The organism is Kaistella antarctica, from assembly GCF_900109615.1.
In the GTDB taxonomy this organism is placed as follows: Bacteria; Bacteroidota; Bacteroidia; order Flavobacteriales; family Weeksellaceae; genus Kaistella; species Kaistella antarctica.
Genome location: NZ_FOIX01000004.1, coordinates 501,151 through 516,241 on the forward strand (window position 1 = coordinate 501,151; position 15,091 = coordinate 516,241).

The 15,091-nt window shown below is 37.4% G+C and carries 8 protein-coding genes; all 8 read right to left on the reverse strand.

What is annotated here, in order from left to right:
- Positions 1-45: 45 nt before the first annotated feature.
- Positions 46-7,149, reverse strand: a complete 7,104-nt coding sequence (gene sov, locus BMX49_RS13890) for a T9SS outer membrane translocon Sov/SprA (RefSeq protein ID WP_034719127.1) — start codon at positions 7,147-7,149, stop codon at positions 46-48.
- A gap of 3 nt (positions 7,150-7,152) precedes the next feature.
- Positions 7,153-7,737: a Holliday junction branch migration protein RuvA gene (ruvA, locus tag BMX49_RS13895; RefSeq protein ID WP_034719125.1), complete on the reverse strand. Its 585-nt coding sequence runs from the start codon at positions 7,735-7,737 to the stop codon at positions 7,153-7,155.
- 41 nt (positions 7,738-7,778) lie between these two features.
- Positions 7,779-10,064 carry an NADP-dependent malic enzyme gene (locus tag BMX49_RS13900; protein ID WP_034719123.1) on the reverse strand — a complete coding sequence of 762 codons (2,286 nt, stop codon included), beginning with the start codon at positions 10,062-10,064 and terminating at the stop codon, positions 7,779-7,781.
- Positions 10,065-10,152: 88 nt separating this feature from the next.
- Positions 10,153-11,013, reverse strand: a complete 861-nt coding sequence (locus BMX49_RS13905; RefSeq protein WP_034719121.1) for a BadF/BadG/BcrA/BcrD ATPase family protein — start codon at positions 11,011-11,013, stop codon at positions 10,153-10,155.
- 151 nt (positions 11,014-11,164) lie between these two features.
- Positions 11,165-11,413: a NifU family protein gene (locus BMX49_RS13910; RefSeq protein ID WP_051803714.1), complete on the reverse strand. Its 249-nt coding sequence runs from the start codon at positions 11,411-11,413 to the stop codon at positions 11,165-11,167.
- A 49-nt stretch (positions 11,414-11,462) separates the two neighbouring features.
- A complete protein-coding gene (locus BMX49_RS13915) occupies positions 11,463-12,575 on the reverse strand; it encodes an Mrp/NBP35 family ATP-binding protein (RefSeq protein WP_034719120.1) in 1,113 nt (370 codons plus the stop codon).
- Between the two features lie 132 nt (positions 12,576-12,707).
- A complete protein-coding gene (locus BMX49_RS13920) occupies positions 12,708-13,676 on the reverse strand; it encodes a hypothetical protein (RefSeq protein ID WP_034719119.1) in 969 nt (322 codons plus the stop codon).
- Between the two features lie 126 nt (positions 13,677-13,802).
- Positions 13,803-14,963, reverse strand: a complete 1,161-nt coding sequence (locus tag BMX49_RS13925) for a GlmU family protein (RefSeq protein ID WP_034719117.1) — start codon at positions 14,961-14,963, stop codon at positions 13,803-13,805.
- Between the last annotated feature and the right edge of the window lie 128 nt (positions 14,964-15,091).

Below are 15,091 nucleotides of genomic sequence, written 5' to 3' on the forward strand. Positions count from 1 at the left end.
AAAACTCAGAATCGAAATTCTGAGTTTAACTTATTTAAAAACTGCTTAGAAACCGCCCGTTCCGCCGAAAGTAAACGTGGCTGTTAAACCTGCGCGAACTGTTGAAAGTGGGAAGGCAGTTGAGATTTTATATTTCGTCATCAACTGATCATAGAAGAATCTTACGTTGAAGTTCTGCGACATATTATAATCTGCAGATAGTTTGAAACTCATCATTCTTTGCCCACCAGTTACCTGCGAATCGTCTTGTAAAATATTGGTGATTCTGGTTTGGCTGTCTCTTAAGGAGAAATCACCACGAATATTTAAATCACTTTTAATGGTTCTTTCTTTTCCTTTGAAGTTCAGTTTCATCTTCAAATCTTTCAAGATATAGCCGAATCCTACAATATATTCTTTACCACTATCTTCTGTTAACGTATGGTTAACCAAACCTAGCATGAACAGTCTATCGATGTTATACTGAGCCCGGAACTGCATATTATTACGCATAGTAACATCAGCGCCAATAAGTGGCGCGAAAGCTTCTACGTAACCGACTTGAGAAAAAGTATAAGGATTATACAAATCGCCAAAAGCGTCAACTTTCGGTGCAGTAGCATTATTCTCTTTATTATAAAAATCAACACTCGACTGAATTCCCGATGCGGTATAGGTTGACGTATAACCGTGAAGAATATCAAATTTAGAGAATTGACTATTCACCAAAGGAATATTTTTCAAACCTGAATAGATCACGCGCCAATTTGGTAACGGGAAGCCAGATTTTTTCGCATCGGTGATGGCTCCATTAGGAGATTTTCCTTCCACTGCTGCCTGAAAAGCCGGAATCAAAACGTAAGCATTTGCTAAGGAATAGCCCTCAACGTAGCCATCGGCGTTGACGACTCCTGGCATTTGCTGCGAAATTGTTTTTGCATTTGCAATAATGTTATCATAAATCGTTCTGCCATCTACAAAAGTAGTCCCAAATGTCCAGGCTGTCCTGGAATAGGTGACCATGTCGGTTCCAAAGGAGAACTGGAATCCATTGGCAGCATTAGAATCGGCATCAACATTATAACCACCCTGCGTAAAATTGCTGGTGTAATTTTTCATGAAGTTAATATCAATCCTAAATTCATTCACCGGCATGATCTGAACATTCGCCAAGAAGTTTTGATTCTTCATCTGGATGTACGGATCGTTCATGTAATTCGAGTTAGAAATCCAACCATTTTCAATGACCGTTCTTCTGATATCTGCTTGGGAACCTAAGAGGAAACCATAAGTCGGTCCACCCAAAGTTTGCCCGTAACCAAACCAGTTTGGTGCAGAAAGTAAGCCTGGTAAAACGGTTCCATTATTTTCATTATACGTGATATCCAATTGTTTAATTGAGGTTAATGCATACGCGACGCTTTGCATTGGATTCAATTTATTTTTGAATTTATAACTCTTGAAACCTTTCTTCTTACTTTTATTATTAGTCGTTTTTTGCCAAGCCAAATTGTAAACATTGTTGAGGGAATCAACTTCTTGTTTACGCTTTTGCATGGTGGTATTAATTTTCTGGAAATATTTAAACTTACCAAAGAATTTCGGAACATCAACGGTTGAAGTCGCGATGATATTATTGGTGTTTTGACCGATGCTTCCTAAACTTTCTGGAGTATTGGTTTCTGGGTTTACAAAACTGGTCAATACGGTACTTCGAGCATTCCAGTTATAATTAAAGCCGTAACCTACCTCAGCATTAATAAAATCTAAATAAGGCAAATATTCAAATGGGAATCGGTAATTCAACTGAACACGATGATTGTATAAAACTGGTCGACCAGCTCGGAAAGGATCCGCGAAAATCGATTTGTTGTTCATATCATACACACTCAAATTATCATTTAAAGTTCGCATGGAAGAATTAATTTCCAACTTCAAAGATTTGGTGAAATTGAATCCTAATCCATATTGCCAACCGAAGTAGAAGTTCCTGTTTCTAATGACATCAAACTCCTGACCTGCATTTCCACCAAGAATAGCGTCGATATTTCTAAACTCTAATTCATTATAATTACGATCGATTTCTGTTCTAAATGATAATCTGGTCGGAACTGGATTAAAGTTGACTTCTTTCAACCATCTTAAATATTTATAAGATTTCGCCGTGTCGCTCACCATTTTATTGAATGGACGAATAACATACGGTTTGAAAGAATAGTTATAATCAACATACCCTTTCAGATATTGTCTGTAATCTTTTTTGGTGTAAACATCTCGGTAATAATCGTCGTTATAAATCGCAGTGACCGACAAGTTTTCTACATCGTAGAATTTGGCTTTTCGGTTCGGATTCATTCGATCTTTTCGCATATTCACCACACCTAAACTTCGTTGCTGCGTGTAAGTTCTGGCGACCTTTTTCAGTTCTTCCCGGTTCGGAGCTTCCTCAAAAGTAACATCATTATCCAGTGGATTGTATTTCGGATCTTCAATGGTTTGGGTATACGAATAGTTGACAGGAATTTTTAAACCAACTTTTTCCGGTAAGAATTTATCAACATTCACGGTAGTGTTAATGCTATACGCAGACTGAGTTGCCTGTGATCTTTCGGAAGGTTTCTCCGTAATTCCACCAAAACCAATTGTTGAATAAGAGGCGTTGGCATTCACCAAAGCAAAATCTCCCAGGTTAAAGTTGACGCTGGCATTTCCGGCGTAACCACCTTTATTTTCGATTTCAGATAGGCGAATCTCATTCACCCATAAAACGATTTCTTTGCTAATGAGTGAGTTTTTATTTCGAACTCCCAACATAATCGTGGTGACGTTTCCTAAACTTGGGCGACCTTTAATAAAAATCTTTTTACTAGGATCAAGCGTACCGTACTCCACATCTTCACGGCGAAGTTCTATACCTGTTGGGAAATCTTTATCTCTTCTAATTTTCGCATCCACAAAATTCTGAATCGCCAAATTGACCGTGTTTTCGGATGGCCAAATTTCTAGCGGTGATCTTGCGTTTTTTGACGTATATTTTAATGACGCTTCGTATTCATAGTAGTTATCGGTTGCATCGCTTCCGAAACGGATAAAGAATTTCGCATCATCATCATACTTTGTAGATGCAACATCTTTCAGATCTTCAGCGTGAACGAATAATTCTAAGTTCTTGTAACGACGCATATCTAAAGCCACATTTTTGAAAACTCCACGAGAAGAATTTTTCTCTAACGGCGCTGCTTTCATATACAATGACGCTTCATTTTGTCTTTGCGCTCCAGCATTTCCACTCAAAACCTGACGATCAATTCCTGGAGGAAGAACGTATGGAGGTTGGTTCAAACCGTTCTCTTCTAAGTTTACGCTTCCCACATCTAAATTTTGATCGGTTACGAAATTCGTTCCTTCATCGGTATCTGCAATATTGGTTGCAATGTTCTTAGTATATTTTCTCCAGTCGCTGCGAACTAAATCTAAAGTCCCAAAACGAATCGTTGCTGCTTGATCAAATCCTGTTAGCAACATTCTAGCATACCGAACATTATTTAAAATAGAAGCATCTGCTAACCCACCTAGAATTGAAGGATCGTACTGCGCCACAGGAACCCGGAATAAATACCATTTATTCGTGCCCGTTTGTCCATTTTGGAATTTCGCTTCCACTTCTTTTACATCGACAATATTATTTTGCCCCAGGACCATTTTACTTGGAGTAAGGTCAATGGTATATTGATTATAATCTTCATTTTGATCCAGATTATAATCGCGGTTGATATCTTCCGCATCAGGAGTTTGTGTGGCAACTTCCAGCGTATTACTTTGGGAATTCCCTTCTGGGCCGCGGAAATACTTATATCTTTCTGTTAAAGACGATGCCTGATTTCCTTGGAATTTATCTGATAAATAAAATACGAAATCATCAGAAGCAGGGTCGGAAACATTGGTCACTGGATTCACAAAATCAGTTCCAAATCTCGCCGATTCTCCTTGAGCATCTAATCCATCGTAGCCTAAATCCTGCGCTGTTCTATCTTCATTTTCCGAGGAGAAAGCGTAAAGGACAGGAAACTGACTTGGCTGAACGCCCCAATTAGTGGTCGTAGTATTTGCAGGAGCGCTCGCCGTCGGCATTCCGTTTTCGTACATTAACTTACCATCTTTAAGAACATCTTCGGAGACATTCCCTAAATGCAAAAGTAATTTTGGATTTGCTCCTAGCGGATTCCCATCGGCATAAGGATCCATCATCCAGAATTCTACGTACTCAATATTTGAATTGACAAAGTTAGAAACCGAGATCGGTCTCATTAAACCAGCCCATCTTTCTTGGGTAGTTTCAAAGTTTTTATTAACGTTATAAGGACCTCTTTCATTCGGGAAATAAGTAAGGTCAAAAGTGTTCGTGTATAATTGTTCGCCCGCCACAAAATCTCTACTGTTGTAGAGTTCAGAAGTTTGAACTCGTCGTGAAGCGTGTTTGGAAACCGCCGCAGCATTAATTCCATTTGGTGCTTTTCCACCAATTCCGTAAAATCTTGGGTCGATATTGTACCAGGACAATAATCCTCTTCCGTTTCCAGAAGCAAGATTATCGGTCAGCGTTCCATTTAAGAAAAAGGATTCAGGATTTCTTTCTGGTTTTGAAGCTAAACTCCACATGGCAGGTTCTTTCAAGGAAATCTTGGAAGTGGTCTGTTCAAAATCGTCAATGTAAGATTGGTCGCCGATTCCTTTATTTTGTCCTGGAATTAAATAAGCGCCTTCAGCCATAAAGCTCAAATTAGATGGAGCTTCGGTATTTACAAATGGAATTTTATCGGTTAATCTCGTTAAGAAAGGCAATTCATTATTGTATAAAATATTGAAACCAGCCATAGTATTATTCACGGCTTCCTGCCCAAAGTTTACTTTTTGTGTTAAAGGTGTTTCGGCGTAATTAACAACGGTTGCACCAACGGTAAGGTGTTCATTGAATTTTCTTTCTAAGTTCAACCCTAAAAATCTTTTTCGCTGCGTATTAAAAGTCAATTGATTTTCGAGGGAAATATTAATGGCTTGTCCTGACTGTTTCACGGTTTCATTAATGATATTCACCGAGCCCAACATGTAATCTACCGTATAATCAACGCCTTCCGTTAATTGAACGCCATTGGCAGAAACCTTCACCGATCCTTGCGGAACGTTAATGGCACCAAGCGAAATCCCAGTTCCCTGAGTTCCTTTATAGCGGCCTTCCATGGTGTAGCGCAAAGCCAGATTACTTTGAGACGCGACCTGTTTCTGTTGATCGTATAATTCATTAAACACGAATTTCGGATCACTCGTTCCTAAAGCATTTTGTAAAAAAGCGCCGAACGGTTTGGCCTTGGTAAAAATTACTTTTCCATTTTCAGGATCAACGGTAATTCCGGGAACAAAGTCAAAAATTCCGTCGCCAGTTTCTCCGTTTCCTTGCTGTAAATCGTTATTCATATTCAACCGATCCCAGTTGAATAATTTTAAAAGATTGGGATTAGTCTGTGTTGCTGGATTGTTAACGGTAGTTGGTAAGTAGTTTACTTTTCCACCGTTTTGAGGATCACGGTAATAGACATTTAATAAAAATCCGTCTGGATTAATCTGGTTGGTATTTAAGGGATAAATATTCTTCATCATCAAATCCCACATTGGAGAAGTTGTTCGTACCGTACTGTTTGGTTTCAAAACTTTGGTAATTAAGACGGGACTTTCTTCTGAAAACTCACCGACTTTATAAACCTTGTTATCACCATTCAACGTAAAACTATAAGCAACCGATAGAAGTTGGTTGTCATTTAATCTTTGATTAAGAGACATGTAACCCAATTGCGGATTGAATGTAAATTCGTTTTGATTTAACTTACGCGCTTTTCGGTTGAAAATATATTGTTCGCCATCGGTATAGGCTTCAGGTGAACCATTGGCATTTGGGAATAATTGCCCTTTAATGACATTTCCATAATCAGTTCCGGAATTTCTGGGGGTTCCAATTGCGGTGGCTATATTTTGATAAAGACCATTTTGCGTATTATCAGGATAACCAGAAATCCCTTCACCCAAATCACGAATTCCTAAAATCCCTTTTTGATCTTGAAGATTGCCAGAACCTTGATCTAAAACCCAAGCTTCAATTCTGGTAATACTGATTCGGGAATTGATCTGCGGATAATTTAAAAGTGCCTTATCGTAGTTGTTTAAGAAATAATGATCTAAATAATAATGTTGATTATCTTCGTAATCAATCGCATTTAATTTAAAACTATTCATGACTCCACCGCCCTGTGCAACGATGGTTCGGGCTTCACCCTGTTGTTGAGAAAACACTAAAGTTCCATAAGTCTTCCCTAACTGAAATTCGGTTTTCAAACCAAACAAAGATTCTGAACCTCTAATTAAATTGGTAGAAAGCGGCATATTCACATTTCCGAATTCTACTCTTTTAATAATTTTATCTTCGCCGCCGGTGGTTTTGTCGTTCAAACCTTTAGACTGTAAATCCTTCCAAGTTCCTTTTGCTTGCCAAACTAAGTTCATTCGGTTTTCAAAAGCGAATCCACTTTGGGTATCGTAGTTGGCTTTCAGTTGCAGGTTCTCGCCTACTTTCCCCAGTAATCCCATTTGAATTCTCTGTTGAATATCAATGGCAAAATTGGTTCTGTTTTGTGGTAAAATTAAAGGATTATCGATTTTCTGGTACAATCCACCAATATCGAAAGAGGCGAAACCTTGTGGTATAATTTCAATTTTATTACCTCCGAAAATAGATTCGAATATTTTATTTTTAATATTAACCGTAGGAAGTAAGCCTTTTTTGATGGCTTCGGTTTGATCTTTCCGGTAACCCAAAGCATTGTTTGAAGCTTTTTCTTTATAGTACGCGCTCAATTCTTTGTTGAGCATATATGCATTGTATTCCGAAGAAGTCATGGAAATAGGATTCCCTACAACGGTGTTCCCAATTTTAGGATAGAGAATATACATTCCGCTCGACACATCATAAAAGGCATCGTAGCGCATCGGGTTTGGCAAAGAAAAATCTTTGCGCACTGATGAACTATCGGCGGGTTTCTCTTGTGCAAAACTGAATGCAAACGAAAAACACGTCAGAATAAATATTAGAAATCTATGCTGAAAAAAACTATTCTTCTCCAAATGTTAAATATTTTTTAAAATTTGCTTCACCAAGTCTTCAACACGAAGGTCTGGATTCTGCTTCAAAATTCGGTCTGCAATCTTCTCACTCATCTTCTTGGAAATTCCCAAAACCTCTAATGCAGATAACGATTCTTCTTTTACTTTATTATGTGCAAATGTAGAAATATTTTCCTCAGAAACATTGAATCTTTGGACTTTATCCCGTAAATCAACAATGATTCTCTCGGCAGTTTTTGCGCCGATTCCCTTCACCTTTTGCAACATTGCACTGTTATTGGAAAGAATGCCGGTTGCGATTTCGTTCAGTGACAAAGAAGAAAGCATAATTAGCGCAGAAACAGGCCCAACTCCGTTAACACTTATTAACAGATTAAACATTTCTTTTTCTAAAATTGTGTTAAAACCGAAAAGCAAATTGGCATCTTCACGCAGGATTTGCTGAATATTTAAAAAGGTTTCTTTTCCTAAAATTAATTTCTCGGAGGTTTGCAAACTAACGCCAACCAAATACCCAACGCCCTGCACGTCAATAACGACAGAGGTTGGATGAAGTTGTTGTACAATTCCTTTTAAAGAATAAATCATTTTGTGTTTTTTATAAGACGTTTTTAATTTAAATAAGAAAACTATCCTTGTTCTCGCCGCTGAGCATCAAGCACAGCAATTGTTGCTAGATTCACGATTTCATCAACACTTGCGCGCATTTGCAGAACGTGAACGGGTTGTTTCAAGCCCATTAAAATTGGACCTACGACTTGCGCAACTTTCAAACCTCTAATAATTTTATAAGAGATGTTGGCACTTTCAAGATTCGGGAAAACAAAAACATTTGCTGGCGTTGTCCCTAATTTGGAGAAAGGATAATCTGAAAGGTGATCGCTGTTTAGCGCAAAATCAGGTTGAATCTCTCCATCGACAATCATTTTCGGATATTTCTCGTGGAGAATAGAAACTGCAGCGGCTACTTTTCTTGAGGTCTCAGAAATTCCCGCAAAGTTTTCAAAAGATAACATGGCGATTCTTGGTTCAATGGCAAAAGTCTTTACAGTCATTTCTGCCATTCTTGCAATATTTACTAAATCTTCAGAAGTTGGATTTTGCGTTACAGAAGTATCTGCGAAAAATAAAGGTTTTTTCTCGGTCATAATCATCATCATGGATGAGATTTTGTCTACTCCTTTTTCTTTTTCTATAATTTTTAAAATCGGCTTCAGTGTGGAAGAATAATTTTTGGAGAATCCAACAATTAGAGCATCGGTATCACCATGATGCAACATCAACGGACCAAAATAATCTCTTTGACGAACATACCTTTTGGCTTTGTATTCGTTCATGCCTTTTCTTTCGCGGAGTTTCCAAAGCGTTTCGCGGTATTTCAGTCTGTTATCTTCCTGATCATCATCCATAGGATCAACAATCGGAACATTCATTTCAATACCAAATTTCTTCATTTGTTCTTGAACGTATTTTTTCTCTCCCAATAAAATCGGTTGCGCTATTCCTTCTTCATAAAGAATTTGAGCCGCCTTTAAAACATTGTATTCTTCAGCATTTCCAAGCGTTACTCTTTTTGGATTGGAGCGGGCACGATTCTGCATCATTCTGATGAGTTTTTCATCGTGACCCATTCGGTCTAGTAAAGCGTTTTCGTAATCTTCAAAATTTTCGATCGGCTTATTAGCAATACCACTATCCATAGCTGCCTTTGCAACGGCTACAGAAACTCTTGTCAATAAACGATTGTCGAACGGTTTCGGAATAAAATATTCTCGTCCAAAATTGAGCGTTTTCAGATTATAAGCTAAGATCACCGATTCGGGAACCGGTTCTTTTGCGATATCAGCAATAGCACGAACTGCTGCTAATTTCATCGCTTCATTAATTCCAGTTGCCTGCACATCCAGCGCTCCACGGAAAATGTAAGGAAATCCTAAAACATTATTAACCTGATTAGGATAATCACTTCTTCCAGTCGCCATAATGGTGTCTGGTCGGGTTTCCATCGCCACTTCATATTCAATTTCGGGATCTGGATTTGCCAACCCAAAAACGACCGGATTTTCTGCCATTGACAATAGCATTTCTGGCGTCATTACATTTCCTTTAGAAAGACCCACAAATACGTCAGCGCCTTGCAAAGCATCTGCTAAAGTTTTCAGTTCTGTATTTGCGACAAAGTCTAATTTCTCAGGCGTCAAATTTTCCCGATGATGACTAATGACTCCTTTGGAATCACACATCAGTACATTTTCTATTTTTAAACCTAACTGAAGATAGAGTTTGGTACACGCGATGGCTGCAGCGCCGGCACCATTCACGACCATTTTTACGTCGCCAATTTTCTTACCAGCAATTTCTAGTGCATTGATCAAAGCGGCAGCCGAAATAATCGCTGTTCCGTGTTGATCGTCGTGCATCAAAGGGATTTTCAATTCTTCTTTCAGTCGCTGTTCAATATAAAATGCTTCAGGCGCTTTGATGTCTTCTAGATTTATTCCACCAAAAGTTGGCGCAATTCCTTTTACAATTTCAATAAATTTATCAGGATCTTTTTCATCAATCTCAATATCAAAAACATTGATGTCGGCAAAGATTTTAAATAAAAGTCCTTTTCCTTCCATAACAGGTTTCGAGGCTTCTGCACCAATATCTCCTAACCCAAGAACCGCGGTCCCGTTGGTAATTACGGCTACTAAATTTCCTTTTCCAGTATATTCGTAGGCTAACTTAGGATCTTTTTCAATCGCTAAACAGGGAATAGCAACTCCCGGAGAATATGCCAATGATAAATCTCTCTGTGAAGAGTGTGGTTTCGAAGGAATGACTTCGATTTTTCCTTTCGGTTCAATACTATGATAATCAAGGGCTGCTTGGTTAAAATTTTTCTCGTCTCTATTATTTTTTTTGGACATAAAATAGGGGTTTTAATAAACGCATCAAGGTACGAAAACCTCTTGCGTTGTATTCAGTGAATAATATCAGTGAAATATTTGGATAATGCTAGTCGAGGTTCAAAATGTATTTCTTATGATAGTCGACTAAACTTTCGATGGGTTTTTGAACCACTTTTCCGATGGTTAAATTGAGCTCAGCAGCGGCAGACCGCAAAATATCTTCATAAATGTAAGCGATATAGCCTATGAAATTAATTTCGATCTCGCCTGCTTCAGGATAAGGTAAAACTTGATAGTCGAGAAAGTTTTTCATCTCATCGAAAACCATATTTTGAAAATAAGAATGGCTTTTATTTTCCGCAATAAATTTATTAAACTCACCTAAATAGGCGTTGGCTCTAGGATTATGATACATGTTCTTAATCGCATCCTCAATGGTCAAATTATATTTGTGAATGAATGCCCGTTCTAAATCTGCGGGAAGCTTTTTCATAAAGAAACGTCGAAGTAGATTTTTTCCTAAAGCACTACCACTTCCTTCATCACCGATTAAAAAACCAAGTGAAGGCAAATCGATTCTGATTTTTTCACCATCGAAGAAACAAGAGTTAGAACCAGTTCCTAAAATACAAACGATGGCGGGTTTACCGTTGTAAGCGGCATAAGCAGCAGCTGTCATATCTTCTTTAATCCGAATTTCTGCTTGCGGGAAAGATTTAATAAATTCGGTTTCCACTTTTTTCGCATTGGCTGCGGTTCCGCAACCTGAACCATAAAAGAACACTTTTTCGATGTGATTTTTAAGGAAAAATAAGTCTTCATTTCTATCAATTTCCTGTCCGATAAAATCGACGTTAATGATATTGGGATTAAAACCCAAAGTGGTTGTTTTCAAATGAGGTTTCCCTGAGTTGTCGAGGATCACCCAATCACATTTGGTCGAACCGCCGTCTATTATGGCAATCATATAATAATCGTTTAATCTGCTAAAATATTAATTTAATTTCAATCCATTTTAGATTTTGAAAAATAATTGAAATTACGGCTGTTAAAAGCACTTCAAATAAAAAACGGACAAAAGCCCGTTTCCTAAATATCTAAAATTTCGAAATTTAAAACTACTCTACCGCCAACACTTCCAAAATTTCTGGAGCGAATTGTTTTACGGTGGTTTCTACGCCTAATTTCATGGTAGAGAAACTCATCGGGCAACCGTTACAGTTTCCATGTAGTTTCACTAAAACAGTCTGACCTTGCACATCGATGAGTTCGATATCACCACCATCTTTTTTCAAAAAAGGGCGGATACTTTCGAGCGCATCTAGCACTTTGGTAACTGTTTCTTCGTGTTTTATTTCTTTGTTCATCTTTTTAATTCAAGCTTATTGGTATAGTTTCCCGTCAAAAGGAAAGGAATTATACTTTCTTATTTTTAGGCGCACAACCTGCCATAGTGGTAATTTTTACCGCTTCCGTCGCTGGAAGTTGTTTGTTTCTTTCTACCAAACTTTCAATCATATTCTGGGTGGTTTTGGTATAAATGTCGGCGATCACAGAACCTTCCTGTAAAGCGGCAGGTCTTCCGACATCGCCAGCTTCCCGAACACTCTGAATTAATGGAATTTCACCCAAGACTGGAATACCCAAATCCTCAGCTAAATACTGTGCACCTTGATTTCCGAAAATATAATATTTGTTATCCGGCAATTCTGCAGGGGTAAAGTACGACATGTTTTCGATTAATCCTAAGACTGGAATGTTGATACTTTCCATTTGGAACATCGCAATTCCTTTTCTAACATCGGCAAGGGCAACGTGTTGTGGCGTACTTACGATTACCGCTCCTGTTACCGGAACTTCCTGAATAATGGATAAGTGAATATCTCCTGTTCCTGGTGGCAAATCGATTAATAAGAAATCTAATTCTCCCCACGCTGCGTCACGAATCATTTGATTTAAAGCTTTCGAAGCCATTGGTCCACGCCACACGACCGCTTGATTGGATCCAGAAAAATAGCCGATAGACAGCATTTTTACGCCATAATTCTCGATTGGTTTCATCAAACTTTTACCTTCAACTTCTACGGTGATTGGTTTCGCCTCTACGGTATCAAACATCGTTGGAATAGAAGGGCCATAAATATCGGCATCTAAAATACCCACTTTGAAACCCATTTTGGCTAAAGTCACTGCCATGTTTGCAGCAACGGTAGATTTACCTACACCACCTTTACCAGAGGCAATAGCGATGATATTTTGAATTCCTTTAATCTGTTTTCCTTTGATTTGACTTTGCTGAACTTCTGATGGTTCTGGCGAAGCGATCTTTAATTTTAAAACGACTTCTTCACCAAACTCCGAAGCGAACGCCTGTTTCATCGCAGCTTCCAGCTTTTTCTTTTCGTGCATTGCTGGTGAATGTGCGGTCATATCGATGTACACGTCATTTCCCATCACCTGGAAATTGTGAACCAAATCAGCTACTTCTATTTCTGTCAGAAAGGCCTGAACTTTATCTTTTGTCAACATAATTTTTTATAATAAATTGAGTGTCAAATTTACGCAAATTTTTGTTATTTAGAATGAGTAAAATCTATGATAAATATTACATCAAAAAATTAAGATTGTAATATTGAACAACTTCTGATTTAGAAATGAAGCCTAATCTGCATAAGGTGAAATAAAAACAGGTACTTCATCAATTTTAATAGCATTATTTGTCTTCTTAAAATCTTCTACTTTGGTATATTCAAATACAATATTGGTTTTGTTATAATCATAATCAGGGGACAACTCTTCATCTTGCTCATAATTTAGAATATTCAACCAAGCATTCTTTTGCTCATTAAATTTAAAGTTTAAAAGTAACTCCTCTGAACCCGCATCATAAAAATTATAGAGCGGCGTCGAATACATTTTCTTAGGTGAAAAGTCTGTACTATTTGATTCGGAAACCAATGTTTTAAAATCTGCTTCTATTTCCTCGAGCGCGTTTGCTAAATCATTTTTCTGACTGTAAGTGTCTTCATCAGAGTAAAGCCTGTCATTTTTAAACTGATAATAAAACGGTTGGTTATCATTTTTAACTCGCCAGTAAAAGCCAATAAAATCATTGAATTTTTCTTTGTTGACAAAGGTATAAATCTCTGGCTGTTTTGTTCTCTTGCCATCATATTCGTAAGGGAAATAAGTAAACGATACTTCATCGGAATTCCCTTTAACGCGATACACATAAGGAAAAGAAATATGACGATGGCCTGGTTTGAATACTCTTTTAAATTCAGGGACAGGTTTTTTCAAAGGTCCAAAATGCAGAAGCGTTTCATCATCATAGAATCCATAAGATAGCATTATTTTCGTGCTGTCAGTAGCGTTTTTGTTATGCCGTCCGTACAGCGTAAATTTTTCTTTTTCGTAATCGGGTATAAAGTGAACCAATCCTTTTTCTTTCAATTCCCACTTTCCCGTAATTAAAGTAGCATAACCCACCAATACAAAAGTTTGGTCTGGTTTCAAAAAATGAGTTCCACCTCGCAGATTATAAACTCCAACAATATCTTTTACAGACTGCGCATTGACTGAATTTAGAAAACTGAAAGTGATTAAATATAGAATAAATATTTTTTTCATTGAGTTTATTTTAGAAATAGTCTAATAATGTAAATCTAAACTTTTCTTTTAATTTAGAAAATAGGTTCTCTGAAAACAGAAAAGCCAACTTCGGAAAAAGTTGGCTTTATTATCTAATACCGAAACCTAATAATTCTCGTAAATGGTTTTTAAAATACTCTGATCGACTTCCGTAAAAGGAACTTTCCTTCTTCCCATAGCTAATTCTGCGACTTCGAACGCTTTCTCTAATTTGAATTTTTCATCGCCTTTCATTCCGCCCCAGGAGAAATTATCAATCAGATTTGGTGGAAATCCACTTTTGAAAATATTGGCTGCAACTCCCACAACAGTTCCGGTATTGAATTGAGTGTTGATCGCTGCTTTTGAATGATCGCCCATTATTAAACCAGCAAATTGCAATCCTGTACTGACGAATTTTTTCGATTTATAATTCCACAATTTTACGATAGCGTAATTGTTTTTAAGATTAGAAGAATTGGTATCTGCACCGATATTGCACCATTCGCCAATCACGGAATTTCCGATAAATCCATCATGACCTTTATTGGTATAACCGAAAATGACGATATTATTCGCTTCACCACCAACTTTACAATGCGGACCAATGGTCGTTGCACCGTAAATTTTAGCACCTAAATTGAATTTAGAATCATTGCAAAGTGCGATTGGACCACGAAGATTACAACCTTCCATCACTTCGGCATTTTTACCGATATAGATTTTCCCTGTTTTTGTATTCAAGGTTGAAAATTCGATTTCGGCTCCTTCTTCAATGAACAAATCTTTTTCATCTCCGAGAAAACCATTGCTGGAAGAAAGCTCTGCAGATGTTCTTCCGTTCGTAAGCAATGCAAAATCGAAATCGATCGCCTTTTCATTGTAAGTAAAAAGATCAGTTGGTTGAATAAAAAACAAAACCTCTTCTTCAACATCAGTCATTTTACTGATTTGATTTAAAGAGAAGTTTTCCATATTAATTCTGACCGCGATGAGTTCATCTTTGTAAACCAACGCTTCACCTAACTGCAAATCTTTAATTTGATTTAAAAGATTTTCGCTGGGTAAAAAATTAGGAACAATGAACAAACTTTCCTTGAGTTCGTATTTTTTAAATTTCTCTTGCAAATAATCTTCGGTGAGATAAGAAACCTCTGAAGAATCCAACAACTTTTGCCATCTTTCGGAAAAGGTTAAAATTCCGCAACGCACTTCTGCGACAGGTCTGGTAAAAGTAAGTGGTAAGAAATCTTCCCAAAACTGGGCATCGGAAAATACGAGTTGCATAGGTTATAATTGATGGTTGATAGATGATAATAGACTTAAATCCCAGTAATTACTAAATTTCTAAAAATTACTTTTTAAAAAAGTCGTGATTGCTGGCATTTTCAAAAACTTTGTCAAACATTTTAACT